This window comes from Coleofasciculus sp. A1-SPW-01 (genome assembly GCF_040217205.1).
In the GTDB taxonomy this organism is placed as follows: domain Bacteria; phylum Cyanobacteriota; class Cyanobacteriia; order Cyanobacteriales; family Coleofasciculaceae; genus Coleofasciculus; species Coleofasciculus chthonoplastes_A.
Genome location: NZ_JAVJNP010000111.1, coordinates 1 through 17,435, shown reverse-complemented (window position 1 = coordinate 17,435; position 17,435 = coordinate 1). Strand labels below are relative to the sequence as shown.

The following is a 17,435-nucleotide window of genomic DNA, read 5'->3' as shown; positions in this document are numbered from 1 at the left end:
GAATCTGTATGTCAAGGACTTGAAGAAAATGATGCTACTGGCTAGCTTGCTGTGTATGATCTTTACCACAGCCGGATTGTGGCTTTCCTACGTCCTCAATTTTACCTCTGGTGCCACGATTGTGCTGTGCGCCGCGATCGCGTATCTTGCCAGTTTGGGCATCAATTTTCTCCGGCGATACCGCCAAAGGCAGACCGAGTTCAAAAGGTAAGACATTAAAAGGTAAGACATTAACATTCATCTGACTGACACTTGCTCTGATGCCAGACAAGTCCTAAGTTGGCTCTGAATTTGCTGGGCATCCAAGTCGCGTCCAATGAAAACGAGTTGATTACAACGAGGAGGGTGAGAACGTTCACTTTTCATATCACATCGCTTACCACTTAATTGAAACAGATGGCGTAACTGACTCCCCTGAAACCAGAGAATGCCCTTACCCCGATAAACATTGGTGGGTAGGTTATCGATAAAGGCTTGAAATTTGGGCAGATTTAAGGCGCGATCGCTCTCAAATGACACTGCCATAAACTGATCATGTTCCAGATGGTGAGACTGATGATCATCAGCCAGATGATGCTCGGCTGGTGCTGCACGTTGATAGGTGCTAGGCTGATTAAGGTTCACATCCAAAATCAGTGGTAATGACACCTGTCCATATTGGGTTTGGAGGACTCTAGCTTCAGGTTTCAGGGAACGAATATACTCCTTGAGTTGATTGATTCGTTTTGGGGCAACCAAATCGGTTTTGTTCAATAGAATAATATCGGCAAAAATGAGTTGATTACGTGCCGCTTCACTGTCATAGTGATTCGGCGTTAACGATTCGGCATCAACAACCGTCAATATGGAATCAATGTGAGTAACGGTTTGTAATTCTGTGGTGATAAAACTCAGCATAATTGGCAACGGATCTGCCACCCCCGTGGTTTCAACCAGGATGTAATCCACCGGATCATCACGGTGAATTAACCCATCAACTGTATCAACCAGATTTTTATTAATCGTGCAGCAAATGCAACCATTACTCAGTTGCACCATATTTTCATCAATCGATACCAAGAGTTTGGAGTCGATATCAATGTCGCCAAATTCATTAACAATAACGGCTATCTTCAAGTCCTGACGATTATGCAAAATATAATTGAGCAGCGTGGTTTTGCCGCTCCCCAAAAAACCCGTGATAATGGTAACAGGTATTCCCCGCCCAGAAGCGGTGACAGACGTGGGACGAACTTGTTTGACACTAGAGGTCATAAAATTCCTCCGGTTGAGTAACGACAAATTAGCGGATTGAACGATCTGACCCGCCCTAAACCAATTGTAGAGTAAGAAGTATTCTCATCAAGACGCAAAAAAAGGGCTTTCTCCTAGGATTAGGTGATCGCCCCTAACGAACAGGCACGCTAATTAAACCTTGGGTTATGTCGCACCAAATCCATGAACTCCTGGCGAGTCCGGGCATCCTCAGCAAACACCCCTCGCACCGCACTGGTCACAGTCCAAGACCCTGGCTTTTGTACACCTCGCATCACCATGCACAGATGCGTCGCTTCCACAACTACGGCTACACCTTGAGGCTTGAGTAATTCCGTGAGTGCATCGGCAATCTGTGCCGTCAGACGTTCCTGTACTTGCAAGCGCCGCCCATACATTTCGCAAATCCGAGCAATTTTGGACAGTCCAATCACCTTACCATTGGGAATATAGGCAACATGAGCGCGACCGAGAATCGGCAGAATATGATGCTCACAGGAGCTAAAAATATCGATATCCCGCACCAGCACCATTTCATTAGCATCTTCGGTAAATACTGCACCATTGAGTAATTCATCCAGGGATTGGTGATAACCCGATGTCAAAAACTTTAAAGCTTTAACCACACGCTTAGGGGTATCTCGTAATCCTTCGCGGTCTGGATCTTCTCCCAATCCCAGTAACAAAGTACGCACAGCTTGCCTCATTTCTTCGTCAGAGACAAGGGGTTTATCGGAAGTTGAAAGGGATGGCATTACACCATTTAACGCCATCGGCTTTGATTGAGATAAGGTCATAATGGAATAATTGGAGTGATGACAAAACTGAAGTGAAACGGAAATTAAATTCAGCCAATAATTAATAATTAATTGACTATAACTTTACCGATTCAGCCAGACAGTTTTTCAGGAGCGTTTTGATTTCATCTAGATCGAGATGACGCCCAATCAAGACGAGCTGAGTTTTTGGTGAACCTAACAGTCTTGCTCCCTGTTTAATTAGGCGGATATAACTCTCTAATTCATCCAGCTTTTTCGGATCAGCGCGATCTGTTTTATTCAGCAAAACGATATCACCATACGCCACCTGTTTAAACGCGGCTTCACTGTCAAAATGCTCTGGAGTGAACGTTTCCGCATCGACTACCGTTAAGATCGAATCCAACCGCGTCAAGTTTCGTAGTTCCGTCCCTAAAAAGGTAATCGCAATGGGTAACGGATCAGCCACTCCCGTGGTTTCAATGACTAAATAGTCAATCCGGTCTTCTCGTTCTAAAACGCGATAAACAGCATCAACCAACCCATCATTAATTGTACAGCAGATACAACCATTACTCAACTCCACCATATCTTCATCAAAAGAAACCAGAAGCTGGGAGTCAATATTGATATCTCCAAACTCATTCACTAAAACAGCGACTTTCAAATTCTGCTTATTTTCGAGAATTTGATTAACTAAGGTGGTTTTACCACTCCCCAGAAATCCAGTAATAATCGTGACTGGCATCCCTCGTTTGGGAAGGTTTACGATTTCCGATTCCGTTTGTTTTGTTGTCTGTATCATGGTTGTCTTTTAGGATGATAGTCTCGGTTGGTATAACTCCAATTAGCGGCAGATGGAATGTTTACGTTCCCTGCAACATCAAGGCGACATCTTTAGCAAAGTAGGTCAAAATCAGGTCAGCACCCGCCCGTTTTATACAGGTAAAGCTTCTGGCTAGTTGAAGGTTCGGTGGCTTGAAGGATGAAAAACTGGGAGTTTTTTTAAGTCTTTGTTGGGCGCTCGGATGAATTCCTGTTGAATGCGTAACCGATCGCAGCCAATTCTATCTAGAAAAATTCCCTGGCTCATTGCCCCTGTATAAATTTCAAGTTGAGCCTCAGAACAGGCTTCAAATAAGAGATATTGGCGAGGAAATACGACTCGCTCAAAGTACCAATTGGAAATATTGACAATCCGCACAATCTGAACTTGTCTCGTCTGATTGAAATAGCCACATAAGATTTTCGAGGGAAAATTCGGGGGCAAAGCATCAAGAATTTGAGTCATTGTTATAATTGCTTTGTTTGATCAACGTCTGGATTGAGATAGATGTTGCGTCAGAGTTTCTGACAATTTCTCGTTCAGTTCACTCACTGTTCGGGGAACAGACGTATATTCTGAACGACAAAGGTGCTTGGGTAAGGCTTGCCAGACTTGCCATACGGTTGGCAAACCGAGTTGTAAGTCTTCAATTAATTCCCGTTGCGAAAAAACCGCTTCCGCCTCACCTTCCATAACCAATTGTCCTTGATGGAGAACCAAGAACCAATCTGCCCATTGATAGGCAATATCTAAGTCATGGGTTGCCAGAACAACCGTTGTTCCTGACTCATGAATCCGATCTAATTCCTGCATAAAATTATGGGTTTGTCTCCTATCTAAATAAGCCGTCGGTTCGTCTAAAAGGAGTAATTCTGGCTTCAACGCCATCACACCCGCTAAAGCAACGCGCCGCTTTTGTCCTAAGCTGAGATAGTGTAAAGGTAGGTTGACTAATTCCTGCAAAACAAAGTCCGCGATCGCGTCATCAAGTCTCTGTTCAAATTCGGCTTTGGGTAATTGCAAGTTGGCTAAACCATAAGCGATATCCTCTATCACTGTTCCGGCGACTAATTGTTGTTCAGGATCTTGAAAGGCTAACCCAATTCGTTGTCGCCATTGATTGAGAAATTTATGGTTGTATTTTAATTCCTCGTTTTTCCAGTAGATTTTTCCTTGCTGGACTTTATGCAACCCATCTATCAACAAAAATAGGCTGGATTTGCCCGATCCGTTTTGACCAATAATCGCCGTCTTTTTGGATTGAGTAATCCTCAGGTTTAATCCCCGAAACAAAGGGGTATTTTGACCTGGATAAGTATAAACGATATCTTTGAGTTGTATCAATGTATGGGTCATGGATATGGGGATAGGGAAAAAAGGACTGAATCCACAGTTTTTTAGTTAATTCTCAGATAAATATCTAATCCTGACAAACTTAAACACCCAATCATTCCTTCTAAGGCATAGCGCTGGGAATAGTTCCGATGTTGTCCATTAAACCCATAGAATCTATCGGTAAATCCCCTAGCGGAAAACCCCAAACAAAATTGTTGATAGCGAATTATTGTCCGTTGCAGCAATTGACTAACGAGCAAACTTGTACTCTTAACCGCTAATGTCCAGGTGCGATATCCTCCTCTCGCTTGTTGTGCTAATTTTAACTCAATCACGGTGTTGATCAGAATAAAAACAAAGCGGTACATTAACATCAGCAAATCACCAATCGCTTCGGGGAGTTGGCAACGACGTAGGGTTTGCACAATTTCGACAAATGGAATAGTCAGCAGCATAAAAAGTAAGCATGAGATACAAGCCAAAGATCGGATAAAAATTTGGACTCCTTCTTGCCAACCACTGTGACTGAGATAGAAATATAATCCTCCTAACTGAATACCTCCGAGTTGATCATGGGCAACTAAATCAATTTGGTTTACCCCTATCATATTAATCATTAATGCAGGTAAACCCATGCCCAAAAATAGACTACTTACCCCCAGAAGCTTGAAATAAGATTGGATAGGAATTTTGGCATAACCGATTGTCCAAATTGCCAGCCAGAGACTAATCAAAACTTGAGTTAGAGGGGAAGCCATGAGAGCAATCCCTAAAACGACTAACGCAAACAGTAATTTTTGCTCTGGGGGTAGGGTTCTCAGGTTATTCTTATAAGAAAGGGTATCAATGGGGAGAGTCATGATCTCATTTAAGCAGGGTTTGCTGAATCAGTATTGTGTTTTGTAGAGACGTGACCGTGGAACGTCTGGGAGCAATGGTACATTTGTCATGATTTAGTGATGCCATAATTTTGACGAATTTGACCCGATAAAATGAAAAAAAAATAACCAATGACGAAAGACAAATAACAATTACCGCTGCTAACTTTAATTTTTCCACCTACTTAAAGGTAGAATTACGCTCACTTTTTCCTCGATATAAACCGATCGCGTAACCGATTGTCCCCGCACCAATCCCAGCTTGTAAGGCGAATAACAGCGATTCAGTTTCACCACCTGGAGGTGCTAACAAAGGTTCAAACCACGGTTCATACTCAGGCTGAATGTCTCCAATCACGGCTTCGGCTTGTCCATCAGCACCGCTAAATTCAGAATCTCGAATGGCAAGTAAAGGGATAACCGCGAGAAGGATTACGCCTGAAATTAATAACCAATTATTCCAGCTTGTTCTTTGTCGTTTCATAATGATTTCGGTTTAATCTGTTTTAATACTTGTAATTGCTCTTGACTATAGGTAACCAGCCAATTCCAAACTAACACCGTTAACAATCCTTCACTAATCGCCAGAGGAATTTGGGTGACGGCGAAAATACCAGCAAATTTGATAAATGAGCTTAAAATACCGCCTTCTGGTGCAGGAAATGCCAGGGCTAACTGTAGAGATGTGACCACGTAGGTGATTAAATTAGCCACGGCGGCGGCGAGAAATATGGCAACGGTTTGTCTTCCACTTACCTGTAACACTAAACGATACAAACCATACGCCACAATCGGACCAACAACTGCCATAGAAAATGCATTAGCGCCTAAGGTTGTCAACCCCCCATGAGCTAATAATAAGGCTTGAAAGAGCAGGACAAAACTCCCCAAAACTGTCATGATTAAGGGACTAAATAATACAGCACCAAGTCCTGTACCTGTAGGATGGGACGAACTACCTGTCACCGAGGGAATTTTTAACGCCGACAAGACAAAGGTAAAAGCACCCGCTAAAGCCAACAGCAGTTTTAATTCAGGATAATCTTTCGTGATCTGATTAAGGGAACGTAGTCCCAGCAAAAAAAAAGGCAGGAAGAGTATCCACCAAAAAATTGCCCAGGTTACGGGTAAAAACCCTTCCATAATGTGCATTGCTTGAGCAGGTGGTGCGGCTAAAATGGTTACGGTTACACTTGTGGCAGTGATTAAACCTAGAGAAATACGTTGTTTTGTTTTCATGGATATTCTAAAAATCAGGATTTCTCTAGCAAGTTTTTAATGTCAATGGGTTCTATTTCTGCAATAGGTTTGTGGATTTTATACTGTCGTTGGGGTTTGTCCAAGATAGCAATAACGGTTTCAATGGGTGGACATCCCGGTTCAGTACAGCGCAATTGACTCAGAGACACGGAATTTTTTTCATTAATCTCCAAAACCTCATAAATCCACAGTTTAACTTGCTGGATTTTTTCGGGATTGGTTTGTTGGTCAGTCCGAGAAAATAAATCCATTACTATTGTCATTTATTGATTATTTATTCTCTGTGCCAGCTTTCCAGACGCGCCATGGCGCGTCTCTACATATATATGTTCCTTATTCAGGCAAACTGTCATCAACCAAATCCTTTACCCCGTTTGGATTCTGACCAAACTAAAACCTCCCCATTTTGACCACCAGCCGCCAATTGACTTCCTCCAGGATGCCAAGCCAGACAAGAAAAACCCTGGGTAGCACCGTTCATAATTTGGGCAATTTGCTTGGCTTTTTGCCACAGACAAACCCAGCCATCATTACTCGCTGACGCTAACAGCAAACTCTTGGGTTGAAAAGCGATATCCTGGATAATGTCCGTATGCAGATCTAAAACCCGTGCATCCCAACCCTGACGATCATCCGTTTGCTTTTTCCAGATCACAATCCCCTCACCACTGGACGCCGCTAACAAGGGTGCAGTATTTGACATGGATTTTGACCATCTTAAGTTGCGAATTTTGCCGGGAAATCCCCGCATCACCCACGGATGAGGATTACCCCATTGGACGACTGTAATGGTTAAATCGAGATTACCAGAGGCGAGATACTTGCCATCCGGTGACCAAGCAATCGCCATACTCGCCGCCGCCATATCGACAAGGAAAGGGTCATCATCCCAATTCCGGCTATCCCAAACTTTAGCACCCTGATCACCCGCGATCGCTAAATGCTGTCCTTGAGGTTGCCAAGTCATTCCCAATACCGAGGACGACTCAAAAGGTAATGTGATAATCGTTGCTTGTTCAGCCGCATCCCAGACTTGGACATAACGCCCCAAACTAAATGCCAATTGGTTAGCCGTGGGACTCCAATGCAGGTGGTCAACCCATTTGGGGGCATTATTGAGAGTCGTGATCAATTGAAGTTGGGGCTTCACCTGCCAAATTCTCACTCCACCATCTTGTCCTCCGGCTGCCAAGAATTGCCCATCAGGGGAAAAGTCCAGACAATCAATCGACTGTTCACCTGTGTCGTCTGAACCAAGAATTAAGCATGAGTCACCCTTCCCCCCATCCCACAGCAGAACCTCCCCCGCCGCTGAACTTACGGCTAAACACCCATCAACGGACCAAGCCACAGCCGTGACATACTCCGAGAGTTGCCCACACCACTGTTGTTCTAATAGATTTTTCTGGGTAATCCCTAAACCAGACACGCTCTAAAGTCCTCTCTCAGCTTCGCTTCCTCTAAATTGCGACCAATAAACACCAGTTCGCTTTTCCGGCGTTCTCCAGGTTTCCAGGCGCGATCGCCTCGACCATCAAACAACATGTGTACCCCTTGAAAGACAAAGCGTTGGTCTTCTCCAGCCATGTTGATAATTCCTTTCATCCGGAAAATATCAGGACCCTTGGTTTGCAACAATTGCGAGAGCCAATTATTCAGTTTTTCCCCATCCACAGGTTTTGATTCAACCAAAGCAAAGGAATGAACCGACTCATCATGTTCGTGAGCATCTTCGCTGAGGAAGTTGGGGTCAATCTCCAAAGCACGGTTGAGATCAAAGGCTTTCACACCCAGTAACGCCTCCATGCCTAACTCAGAGTTTTGGGTGCAGTAAATTTTTGCTAGAGCATTCATCCCCCGTATCCGCTTCTCCAATTCATCTAACTTATCCGGGGAGACTAAATCTGTCTTATTGAGCAAAATTACATCAGCAAAAGCAATCTGTTCTTGCGCTTCATCTGCTTCCCAATGCTGCCAAATATGCTTGGCATCCACCACCGTTACCACCGCATCTAAAAGCAGTTGCTGCCGCATATCTTCATCAATAAAAAAGGTTTGAATTACGGGGGCGGGGTCAGCCAGTCCAGTGGTTTCTATCACCAGATGGTCAAACTTGTTACGCCGCTTAATTAGGTTCCCGATAATCCGCATCAAATCCCCTCGGACGGTACAGCAAATGCACCCGTTGTTCATCTCAAAGATTTCTTCATCGGCATCAATCACTAATTGGTTATCAATACCAACTTCTCCAAACTCGTTGACGATGACGGCGACTTTCTTGCCATGTTCGTAAGTGAGGATGTGGTTGAGCAGGGTGGTTTTCCCTGCGCCGAGATAGCCGGTGAGAACAGTAACCGGAATGGTACTGGAAGCTTGAGCTGTTACCATACGCCGTTTAAAATGATTATCATTCTCAAATAATAAACGTTTTTCCCCTAGGCGACAATCCCTTTCACCCAATTCTTAATAATGTAGAGACGTAGCATGCTACGTCTCTCCTGCTCCTGCTACGTCTCTTCTGCTACGTCTCTAGAATTCAAAGATAGTGCGAAGCGTCCCCACCCAAATCGTGTCATTGTTATCATCGTGTTCTGGGTTGAGAATCACGAACACCCCCGGATTAATCGCGATATTATCCGTGAGTTGATAACGATACTGAGCTTCCAGATGCCAAGACGTATCATCATCCTCAAAACCGCCATCATTATCCGTCACCTTCGGCGGTTGTCCGACAACAAACCCCAGCAAACTCCCCTCTGAGCCAAAATCAGGCAATGCCAGGGTAACTGCCCAGTTAAAAATAGTGGCGTCATCGCCCTCATCCACCAAGACACCATTATTGAAACCATTATCTTGAGCTTGAGCCAGGGTCAAACCGCCCCACCCCGACAGCGTAAAAGCGGGACTGAGACGCAAACTAGCAGAAAGCCCAAACTGATCCGTTGACGTGGCAGTATCTTCCCCAAATGGCACATTTGCCAATTCACTCCCCGTCTTCCCAGAAACCACCACCTTTCCCCCAGGATAATAGGAACGCACATAAGTCAGACCCAAACGCAAAGCTTCGCTCGGTTCAATCCCCAGTTGGGCGATGGCAGCATAGCGACCATTAAACAATCCGTTTTTCTGACTCGGATCATTAGCATTGGCAGCCAAATAACCCAAGGATAAATTAAGTGCCGAATTGAAGTTATAGGTCAAACTAGCACCCATGCCTCCGACTCCCTGATAATAAATCGGATTGAAACGCCCGAAACGAGAAATTGCCCCCGTCATTTCTCCTGAGAAAAACTCGTTATAGTTGGCAAAGTTTCCGGCAAACTCGCCGCCAACGGCATCAATCATAAAGGAAAGTTTGGCATCTTTAACGGCACCATGTCCATGTTCCTCCTCTTCCTGATTATGTGACGCTGCCATTTCTCCCAGAGAGAAGCTATATCTTATCTTGCCAATCGCTACATCATTATCATTACCTTCATCAAAAGCGAGGCGAGTCATGCTAGTTCCGGTAATATTGGGATTATCTCCTTCACCCGGACCAAAAGGAACCGGATTCAGTGCATCCAAACGAGTTAGTAACAAGTCCTCTCCTGTAAAACTCGTCGCTAAAAATAGACGCACTCGGTTGTCGAAAACCACTTCATCTTCCAACTCTTCTCCACTACCATCTGCCTTTTCATCCCCAAAAACACTACTCAGGGCAAAGCTGACTTCTCCGCGAAATTTGGTCGTTGTGGAAAACTGATTGTCTTCTAAAAAGGCGACTCGACCCTCCAAATTATCCACTCGCGCTCCCAGAGTCGCCAATTCCGCCTCAAATTCTTGCACCAACCGTCGTAAGGTTGCCAAATCACTCCCCTCCAGTTCGCCATTAGGGAGTAAACGCTCAATTTGCTGTAAGCACGCATTCAAACCAGCGGCAAACTCAAATCGGGTTAAGGCTCGATTCCCGCGATAGGTGCCATCGGGATAGCCCGCGATACAGCCATAGCGTTCCACCAGGCTGCGTAAGGCTTCATACGCCCAATCGCCAGGGGAAACATCTCGTAACTGAGAGACACTGGTGACTTGCTCAAGAGCATTCGTTTGACTGATGGGGTTGTACCCCTCAATCTGTGCCAAAGCATTTGGGACTGTACAGACTGCCCAAGTACCACCCAACACCACTGGGTTAACGATATTCCACCACGTTTTTGCCATAGTAACTCCTCACACCCTATTCAGTTCAAGGTCTTGCCCGATCACCTAGCGGTTACTCGGTGTCACAATTATGATAATCATTATCATAAGAACGATTATCGTTATTGTAAATCAAGGGTCTGATTTTTCATGACAAATTATTCGGCATCCTTACCCGCGAACATTGACATTGCGATTGTTGGCGCAGGTCCCCAGGCTCTAACCCTAGTCACTCATCTGCTGCAAAAGCGTAAGAAAATGGGGGATAGGTTTTTGGTGTTTGACGCTAGTGGCAGATGGATGAATCGGTGGTTCCATCAATTTGCCGCCTTAGAAATCCCTCATCTGAGATCCCCTGCGGTTCACCATCCCCACCCCAACCCCTATGCACTGCGCTCTTTTGCCGAAAACCGGGAGTCGGAATTTTTTCCCCCATATCATCTTCCGGGAACGCAGCTATTTGAGGAGTTTTGTCAGAATGTTATCCATCAGTGGGGCTTGCCGGATAAGCTGGTTAGGGCTGATGTGAGTAGCCTTAAACCCACCACGGTTCTCAAACGCCCTCGATTTCGCCTGGAGTTATCCAATGGGCAGTCAGTCATCGCTCGTCGGGTGGTTTTGGCTACGGGTGCGGGGAGAAAGATTGTACCGGATTGGGTAGATAAAATTGCATCGGCTTATCCAACTGACCGATTATGCCATGCTCAAAGCGTCGATTTACAGAACGTGCAGATAGCTGGTGAGCAGGTGTTAATTATTGGGGGTGGGTTGACGAGTGGACATTTAGCCGTGGGTGCAGCAGCACGGGGAGCGAAGGTGATGTTAATGTCACAGCGTCGGCTCCAGGAAAAATGGTTTGATGCTGAACCGGGTTGGTTGGGACCCAAGTATCTCAAGGACTTTTGGGCTGAACCGAATTGGCAGAGGCGGTGGGAGATGATTCAGGGGGCGCGAAATGGGGGATCAATGACGCCAAAGATGATGTTTCAGTTACGCCGTCTGGAGCCTAGCTGCAAGTATTTCTAGTACAGATACATTTAACCCAGAAAAATCATCTCCCCCCTCACCCTCTTAGGGTTGCCGATACAACTCTGGCATGGGTTCTTTCTCAATCCGATAGATTTTAAAGCCCCGTTTAATGCAATTATCCAGGGCGTAGGGGCTATCCAGATTGCTGGTATGAATCCAGAGGCGTTGTGTGCCTTTGTTCCAAGCGTAAGCAATGCCATGGCTGAGTAAATGCTTGCCTAACCCCCGTCCGAGATAGTTTTCGCGCAACCCAAAATAGACAATTTCCGTCGAGTAGAACCGACCCGACGGTCCCTCTCGACGCTTGACCAACTCAATGTATCCAGCGGGCGCACCGTTGACATAAAGGACATGAATACTGGTTTCAGAGGCAGTGAGAATCTCTTGCAGTTCTTCATCGGAGTAGGATAAGCGATCGCGCCAACGCCAGGGTTTGCCTACGGTACTGTACAGGAAACGATAGAAGGCAACATCAGGCGTATCCATACACATCATTTTTATCCCATCGGGGTAGTTAAGATACGCTGGACGGAATTGGGTCGGATCGGTCATCTGGAGATAGGTGATCACCAGAGTATCCGGAATAGGTGTTATGGGAGGAGATTTCAAAGACACCGGAATTTGAGTGCTGTTGGGACATGTTGCCGCCTGAGAAACCGATACAGCCATCGCAATTCACAATCTGCTTAACTATTAATTAACGTTGGGCGATTTGACCGATGGGGCAGCAGTTTATGACTTACACTGTATTCTACGGTGGAATGATTATGATTAAGGATTGCTCCTGCTGTTTGTTGTCGAGGTCACATTTTCAGGAAATGGCAGTACAGGATACCGATGCTGTCGGTTCAGACAACGCGAGTTCACCCATCACTGATTCTCTACAACCCAACTTACCCCAATTTTACGTCGATTTTTCTTCCAGTGTAATTTTAACTCAGGTCAATTCGTATTTGTTTAAGAATTTATCAGGAGATTCTTTTTTTTTAAGTATATACAAATACATTCTTCCTGAACTCAATCCCTGTTTTCGCCTAAAGTCCATTGGATTTGCTGGCATTTAGGCAATGGCAGTCAAACCCGGATTGAACTTTAGGCAGTTAGTTTGTGATCTGCAACGCCCGATAACGGTTCATTGGTCACCGGACATTGTTGATGCCGATCACTGCTTACTGAGTCTCGTAAATGTAGTCTTGCAACGCTTTCACATCTAAAGGCTCAGACTTCAATGAACGAATTGCCCCAGCTGTTGCCTTTGCACCAGCAATCGTGGTAACAATTGGGATTTTGTAAGCCAGTGCGGTGCGCCGAATTAACCGACCATCAGCTTGGGCATCTTCTCCGGTTGGGGTATTAATAATCAACTGAATCTGCTTATTTTTAATCGCATCCAAGACATGGGGACGCCCTTGATGCAGTTTCAGGATTAAATCAACCTCCAAGCCCTGATCCTTAAGGGCTTTGCGTGTACCTTCCGTGGCAATGACATTAAAGCCCAAGTCCATCAAGTCTTGAACCACCGGGACAACATTGGCTTTATCCCGGTTATTGGTGGAGACAAAAACAGTACCCGAAAGGGGTAAACGCTGACCGGCGGCTAATTCTGCCTTGGCAAATGCCTTACCAAAGTCCGTATCAATCCCCATCACTTCACCAGTAGACCGCATTTCTGGTCCGAGGATGACATCGGTGCCAGGGAATTTATCAAAGGGCAGGACAGCTTCTTTTACGGCAATGTGCTGGAGTATCGGTTCGCGGGTTAAACCCAGGTCTTCTAGGGTTTCTCCTGCCATGATCCGGGACGCCAAAGCCGCTAGCGGGACACCGGTGGCTTTGGAGACATAAGGAACAGTCCGCGACGCCCTGGGGTTGGCTTCCAGGATATAAACGGTTTCCCCTTGCACCGCAAACTGGATATTCATCAAGCCAATGACTTTCAACTTTGTGGCTAATTGATGGGTACTGGTGCGAATCGTTTCCATTGCTGTGGGACTCAGGGAAATAAATGGAATCGAACAAGCCGAGTCGCCGGAGTGAATCCCTGCTTGTTCAATATGCTCCATAATGCCACCAATCACCACCCGACCCGTATGATCGGCGATCGCGTCTACATCGACTTCAATGGCATTTTCTAAGAACTTATCAATCAGAATCGGGTGTTCCGGTTCCACTTGCACCGCAAAGGTCATATACCGTTCCAACTCTAGGTCAGAATAGACAATTTCCATTGCCCGTCCACCGAGGACGTAGGAGGGACGCACTACCACTGGGTAACCGATGCGCTTGGCGATGTTTAACGCCTCCTCATAACTGCGGGCGATGCCATTGGGGGGCTGTTTAATATCCAGTTGGCGCAGGATTTTCTCAAAGCGTTCCCGATCTTCGGCAATATCAATGGAGTCGGGCGAAGTCCCCCAGATTTTGGTGGGAACGGAGGTGGGGATTTCGGGATTGTTTAAAAACTCCTGAAGGGGAACTGCCAGTTTTAGTGGGGTTTGACCACCAAACTGAATAATAATCCCTTCGGGCTTTTCGGTTTCAATGATGTTGAGGACATCTTCTTTGGTCAGGGGTTCAAAGTAGAGACGATCGCTGGTGTCGTAGTCCGTGGAAACGGTTTCTGGGTTGGAGTTGACCATAATTGTCTCAAACCCTTGTTTGGCGAGGGCGTAAGCCGCATGACAGCAACAGTAGTCAAACTCAATCCCCTGTCCAATCCGGTTGGGTCCACCGCCGAGAATCATCACCTTGCGCTTATCGGAGGGGATAACTTCGGTTTCTTCTTCGTAGGTGGAATAGTAATAAGGGGTCAGTGCCTCAAATTCGGCGGCGCAGGTATCCACGACTTTGTAAACGGCGACAACCCCCAGTTGCTTGCGATACGTCCGCACCTCATCTTCCGTTGTCTTGGTGGCGAAGGCAATTTGGCGATCGCTATAGCCTTGACGCTTTATATACCAAAGATTCTCTTTTGTCAAGCTTTTTAAGGGAGTGCGCTTGAGGAATTTTTCAGTTTCGAGTAAATCGGCAAACTTATCTAGAAACCAAGGATCAATACCCGTAAGTTCATAAATTTCTTCCACGGTCATCCCTAACTGTAAGGCGTGACGCAGGGTAAATATGCGGTCAGGGTTGGGTGTCCGTAAGCCAGACCGCACTTGTTCCAGGGAGGGGAGTTTCTCGGCGCGATCGCATCCCCACCCGTAGCGTCCGATTTCCAGAGAACGCAAGGCTTTTTGGCAGGATTCTTGGAACGTGCGTCCAATTGCCATGGCTTCCCCCACCGACTTCATCTGGGTGGTGAGTACGGGTTGGGCGTTGGGGAATTTCTCAAAGGTAAACCGGGGAATTTTGGTCACCACATAATCGATCGTGGGTTCAAAGGAGGCGGGGGTTTTCTGAGTAATGTCGTTGGGAATCTCATCCAAGGTGTACCCTACCGCCAACTTCGCCGCAAATTTAGCAATGGGAAACCCTGTCGCTTTTGAGGCGAGGGCAGAACTGCGGGAGACACGGGGGTTCATTTCAATGACAATCACGTCCCCGGAAACTGGATTGATGGCAAACTGAATATTTGAGCCACCCGTTTCCACGCCAATCTCACGGATAATTTGAATCGAGTAATCTCGGAGTCGCTGATATTCCTTATCGGTGAGGGTTTGGGCGGGGGCGACGGTAATCGAGTCACCCGTGTGGACCCCCATGGGGTCAAGGTTTTCGATTGAACAGATAATCACCACGTTATCGGCGAGATCCCGCATTACTTCTAACTCATATTCTTTCCATCCCAGCAGCGACTGTTCGACTAAGATTTGAGACACGGGAGAGGCGTCTAACCCGGCTTGTGCCATTTCTTCGTATTCTTCCTGGTTATAGGCAATACCGCCTCCTGTGCCGCCTAAAGTATAGGCAGGACGAATAATCAGGGGGTAAGTGCCAATGCGTTGGGCAAGGGCTTTGGCTTCATCCAAGTTACTGGCGATTCCTGAAGGACAGACTCCGATACCAATACGCCCCATCGCTTCTTTGAAAAGCTGGCGGTCTTCTGCCATTTCGATGGCATCGAGTTTAGCACCAATGAGATCGACGCCGTATTTGTCGAGAACACCGTTTTTTGCCAGAGTAACGGCAATATTCAGGGCTGTTTGACCCCCCATCGTCGGCAATAGGGCGTCTGGTCGTTCTTTGGCAATCACCTTCTCCACAATTTCCGGAGTCAGGGGTTCAATGTAGGTGCGGTCTGCAGTTTCTGGGTCGGTCATGATTGTGGCTGGATTGGAGTTAACCAGTACCACTTCGTAGCCTTCCTGTTGGAGGGCTTTACACGCCTGAGTGCCAGAGTAATCAAACTCACAGGCTTGTCCGATAACAATGGGACCAGAACCCAAGATCAGGATTTTGTGAAGATCGTCGCGGCGAGGCATAAGTGTCGGTGATTGCGTGACTATTCTTGAATCCTGTTTATTTTATATGGTCTGAGGGAAATTCGTCGCGGCAGTTATGTTGGGGTTTGATGACTTAGGGGATTTTCGCGCCGCAGGAGCACCGTTTTATGTTTGGATGGTGCGTTACACTTCGTTAACGCACCCTACAGCTAGCTAAGCACCAGCGACTTTCGTCCAACCCATTGTTATTTGGCATTATCGCGTAGTCGTTTGAAGTACACCAGTTCCGGATCGCCGTCGTCCAGGTTTTCGATGAGGCCACTTCGAGCAAATTCCAGCGTTGCCAACAGCCGCTGCATCGGGACATTGGATTGATTCGTCGATGTGAACAGTTTGGGTGTGCGGCATTCGTTGATCAAGTGGCGGATCAACGAAGAACCGATTCCCTGACCCCTGAATTGCGGATGGACGTAGAGCATTTCAATCCAACCGTTGTCGTAGAACTTGTAGTTCAGGACGGCGTAGGCCACGACGTTCGCGTCGATGACGGCGATGTAACACGCGGACGATTCGATTTGCTCGTGAATAAACTGGACGCGTGCAACGTCAGATGCGGCGACGTGATCGAACCCGATGATCGCATCTGCATCGGTCGTTGTGGCGATTCGCAATTCCATAGGAGTATCGCAAGTCACATAACTATTCATTATTTGACAAATTCGGCTAATTGTGGTTTCAAGTCTTGAGTCGTGTTTACTGTCGTGACTAGGGATTGTTCCGCCTCGGTGAAGGGTTCAGTTAAATGTGGGGATGGTGCGTTACACTTGCGTTTCTGTTGAAATATCTGCGAAATGTAGGGTTGACTCAATTTTCGGTTGGGCGACAACAGGATGGGGTCGAGATTGCGCGGGTATCGGTTGGATATCCGATTTTTTATTCGCGTTTGCAGGTTTGGGGAGGGATTGATGGGTGGACATGATAATGATAATTAGGTATAGGCGATGGGAATAGAACCAGGTTAACAAGTCCCCCGATGATGGGTCAGCCTCGGTTTGATAAATCTTTATATCCTTGGGCATAAAAAAATCCCAGAACCAACCGTAGGGGCGCACCGACGTGCGCCCTTTGACGTGCGCCCTTTGCCGACGCACTGACGTATGTCCAGATAACCCTGGTATTCCAAATAACGAACGTGCGATCGCTTTACCCAAGTAAGGGTTTGAGACTTGTTTACAAAACTTAGTACAGAGCCGTTTTCTTTTGTCCGACTACTTATCAATAGGCTTTTAAGGGAAATTTAATATCTGAATGACCATTCAGGTGTTATGCTAAAAAAAAATATCTGAAGACTTGTTCAGATATTGAGTCAAACACTATCGTGGAGAGAAAGTTCACCAACCTTGCCCTAAAAGGGACAAGGATTGACCAAGCCAGTTTGGACAACGTAAGAGGTGAATAGCTTTTTGAGCCTAGTCCTGGTACAGACTTCCGAATACTTCCCTAGTTCGGACTATCTCTAAGCCTAATTGGT

The 17,435-nt window shown here is 46.3% G+C and carries 17 protein-coding genes and 3 pseudogenes; 3 read left to right on the top strand and 17 right to left on the bottom strand.

All coding sequences use genetic code 11. The features are described 5' to 3' along the window. A partial coding sequence (locus RH949_RS17365) for a metal ABC transporter permease (protein WP_446354848.1) occupies positions 1-211 on the top strand: 211 nt, incomplete at its 5' end. Positions 212-237: 26 nt separating this feature from the next. On the opposite strand, the gene RH949_RS17360 is transcribed toward RH949_RS17365, so the two are convergent. The 13 genes and pseudogenes from RH949_RS17360 to RH949_RS17300 form a co-directional block, all read right to left on the bottom strand. Further along, positions 238-1,254, bottom strand: a complete 1,017-nt coding sequence (locus RH949_RS17360; RefSeq protein WP_446354846.1) for a CobW family GTP-binding protein — start codon at positions 1,252-1,254, stop codon at positions 238-240. A 149-nt stretch (positions 1,255-1,403) separates the two neighbouring features. After that, entirely contained in the window at positions 1,404-2,051 is a 648-nt protein-coding gene (gene folE, locus RH949_RS17355; protein WP_446354844.1) for a GTP cyclohydrolase I FolE, read from the bottom strand. Positions 2,052-2,223: 172 nt separating this feature from the next. Then, a pseudogene (locus tag RH949_RS17350) lies at positions 2,224-2,817 on the bottom strand (CobW family GTP-binding protein); the annotation flags it as partial. 61 nt (positions 2,818-2,878) lie between these two features. Next, positions 2,879-2,965: pseudogene (locus RH949_RS17345) on the bottom strand (hypothetical protein); the annotation flags it as partial. 5 nt (positions 2,966-2,970) lie between these two features. Next, entirely contained in the window at positions 2,971-3,303 is a 333-nt protein-coding gene (locus RH949_RS17340; protein WP_006104892.1) for a DUF1830 domain-containing protein, read from the bottom strand. Between the two features lie 21 nt (positions 3,304-3,324). Next, positions 3,325-4,194 (bottom strand): energy-coupling factor ABC transporter ATP-binding protein, encoded by an 870-nt coding sequence (locus RH949_RS17335; protein WP_044210269.1) that lies wholly within the window; start codon positions 4,192-4,194, stop codon positions 3,325-3,327. A gap of 41 nt (positions 4,195-4,235) precedes the next feature. Further along, the gene (gene cbiQ / locus RH949_RS17330) at positions 4,236-5,033 is read right to left on the bottom strand and encodes a cobalt ECF transporter T component CbiQ (RefSeq protein ID WP_446354841.1); all 798 of its coding nucleotides are present in this window, start codon (positions 5,031-5,033) and stop codon (positions 4,236-4,238) included. A gap of 199 nt (positions 5,034-5,232) precedes the next feature. Continuing rightward, complete coding sequence (locus tag RH949_RS17325) at positions 5,233-5,535, bottom strand: energy-coupling factor ABC transporter substrate-binding protein (RefSeq protein WP_446354839.1); 303 nt, start codon at positions 5,533-5,535, stop codon at positions 5,233-5,235. Continuing rightward, a complete protein-coding gene (locus RH949_RS17320; RefSeq protein WP_446354837.1) occupies positions 5,532-6,290 on the bottom strand; it encodes an energy-coupling factor ABC transporter permease in 759 nt (252 codons plus the stop codon). Before RH949_RS17320 ends, RH949_RS17325 begins: the two co-directional genes overlap by 4 nt. Before the next feature lie 14 nt (positions 6,291-6,304). Further along, positions 6,305-6,574 (bottom strand): hypothetical protein, encoded by a 270-nt coding sequence (locus RH949_RS17315; RefSeq protein ID WP_446354835.1) that lies wholly within the window; start codon positions 6,572-6,574, stop codon positions 6,305-6,307. A gap of 89 nt (positions 6,575-6,663) precedes the next feature. Then, positions 6,664-7,740, bottom strand: a complete 1,077-nt coding sequence (locus tag RH949_RS17310; RefSeq protein WP_446354833.1) for a WD40 repeat domain-containing protein — start codon at positions 7,738-7,740, stop codon at positions 6,664-6,666. Beyond that, on the bottom strand, positions 7,728-8,699 hold the full coding sequence (locus RH949_RS17305; protein ID WP_006104852.1) for a CobW family GTP-binding protein: 972 nt from the start codon (positions 8,697-8,699) through the stop codon (positions 7,728-7,730). The genes RH949_RS17310 and RH949_RS17305 overlap by 13 nt, the downstream gene beginning before the upstream one ends. A 141-nt stretch (positions 8,700-8,840) precedes the next feature. Next, positions 8,841-10,511 (bottom strand): iron uptake porin, encoded by a 1,671-nt coding sequence (locus tag RH949_RS17300; RefSeq protein WP_446354830.1) that lies wholly within the window; start codon positions 10,509-10,511, stop codon positions 8,841-8,843. Between the two features lie 129 nt (positions 10,512-10,640). Here RH949_RS17300 and RH949_RS17295 point away from each other — a divergent pair. Continuing rightward, positions 10,641-11,489 (top strand): annotated as a pseudogene (locus RH949_RS17295) (FAD/NAD(P)-binding protein); the annotation flags it as partial. A 72-nt stretch (positions 11,490-11,561) separates the two neighbouring features. On the opposite strand, the gene RH949_RS17290 reads toward RH949_RS17295, so the two are convergent. Next, positions 11,562-12,188, bottom strand: coding sequence for a GNAT family N-acetyltransferase (locus RH949_RS17290; RefSeq protein ID WP_446354828.1), 627 nt, complete (start codon positions 12,186-12,188; stop codon positions 11,562-11,564). 65 nt (positions 12,189-12,253) lie between these two features. On the opposite strand from RH949_RS17290, the gene RH949_RS17285 reads away from it, so the two are divergent. Beyond that, positions 12,254-12,583 (top strand): hypothetical protein, encoded by a 330-nt coding sequence (locus RH949_RS17285; RefSeq protein WP_446354826.1) that lies wholly within the window; start codon positions 12,254-12,256, stop codon positions 12,581-12,583. A 105-nt stretch (positions 12,584-12,688) separates the two neighbouring features. On the opposite strand, the gene carB is transcribed toward RH949_RS17285, so the two are convergent. From carB to RH949_RS17270, 3 genes are all read right to left on the bottom strand, one after another. Continuing rightward, positions 12,689-15,943 (bottom strand): carbamoyl-phosphate synthase large subunit, encoded by a 3,255-nt coding sequence (carB, locus tag RH949_RS17280; RefSeq protein WP_446354824.1) that lies wholly within the window; start codon positions 15,941-15,943, stop codon positions 12,689-12,691. Positions 15,944-16,149: 206 nt separating this feature from the next. Further along, the gene (locus RH949_RS17275; RefSeq protein WP_044210274.1) at positions 16,150-16,581 is read right to left on the bottom strand and encodes a GNAT family N-acetyltransferase; all 432 of its coding nucleotides are present in this window, start codon (positions 16,579-16,581) and stop codon (positions 16,150-16,152) included. Positions 16,582-16,722: 141 nt separating this feature from the next. Then, a complete protein-coding gene (locus tag RH949_RS17270; protein ID WP_157453368.1) occupies positions 16,723-17,115 on the bottom strand; it encodes a hypothetical protein in 393 nt (130 codons plus the stop codon). Between the last annotated feature and the right edge of the window lie 320 nt (positions 17,116-17,435).

Coding starts and splice junctions, on each gene's coding strand:
- RH949_RS17315 (WP_446354835.1), bottom strand. CDS start 6,574: ATGACAATAGTAATGGATTTATTTTCTCGGACTGACCAACAAACCAAT.
- RH949_RS17325 (WP_446354839.1), bottom strand. CDS start 5,535: ATGAAACGACAAAGAACAAGCTGGAATAATTGGTTATTAATTTCAGGC.
- folE (WP_446354844.1), bottom strand. CDS start 2,051: ATGACCTTATCTCAATCAAAGCCGATGGCGTTAAATGGTGTAATGCCA.
- RH949_RS17290 (WP_446354828.1), bottom strand. CDS start 12,188: ATGGCTGTATCGGTTTCTCAGGCGGCAACATGTCCCAACAGCACTCAA.
- RH949_RS17320 (WP_446354837.1), bottom strand. CDS start 6,290: ATGAAAACAAAACAACGTATTTCTCTAGGTTTAATCACTGCCACAAGT.
- RH949_RS17300 (WP_446354830.1), bottom strand. CDS start 10,511: ATGGCAAAAACGTGGTGGAATATCGTTAACCCAGTGGTGTTGGGTGGT.
- RH949_RS17305 (WP_006104852.1), bottom strand. CDS start 8,699: ATGGTAACAGCTCAAGCTTCCAGTACCATTCCGGTTACTGTTCTCACC.
- RH949_RS17335 (WP_044210269.1), bottom strand. CDS start 4,194: ATGACCCATACATTGATACAACTCAAAGATATCGTTTATACTTATCCA.
- RH949_RS17340 (WP_006104892.1), bottom strand. CDS start 3,303: ATGACTCAAATTCTTGATGCTTTGCCCCCGAATTTTCCCTCGAAAATC.
- cbiQ (WP_446354841.1), bottom strand. CDS start 5,033: ATGACTCTCCCCATTGATACCCTTTCTTATAAGAATAACCTGAGAACC.
- RH949_RS17285 (WP_446354826.1), top strand. CDS start 12,254: ATGACTTACACTGTATTCTACGGTGGAATGATTATGATTAAGGATTGC.
- carB (WP_446354824.1), bottom strand. CDS start 15,943: ATGCCTCGCCGCGACGATCTTCACAAAATCCTGATCTTGGGTTCTGGT.
- RH949_RS17360 (WP_446354846.1), bottom strand. CDS start 1,254: ATGACCTCTAGTGTCAAACAAGTTCGTCCCACGTCTGTCACCGCTTCT.
- RH949_RS17275 (WP_044210274.1), bottom strand. CDS start 16,581: ATGGAATTGCGAATCGCCACAACGACCGATGCAGATGCGATCATCGGG.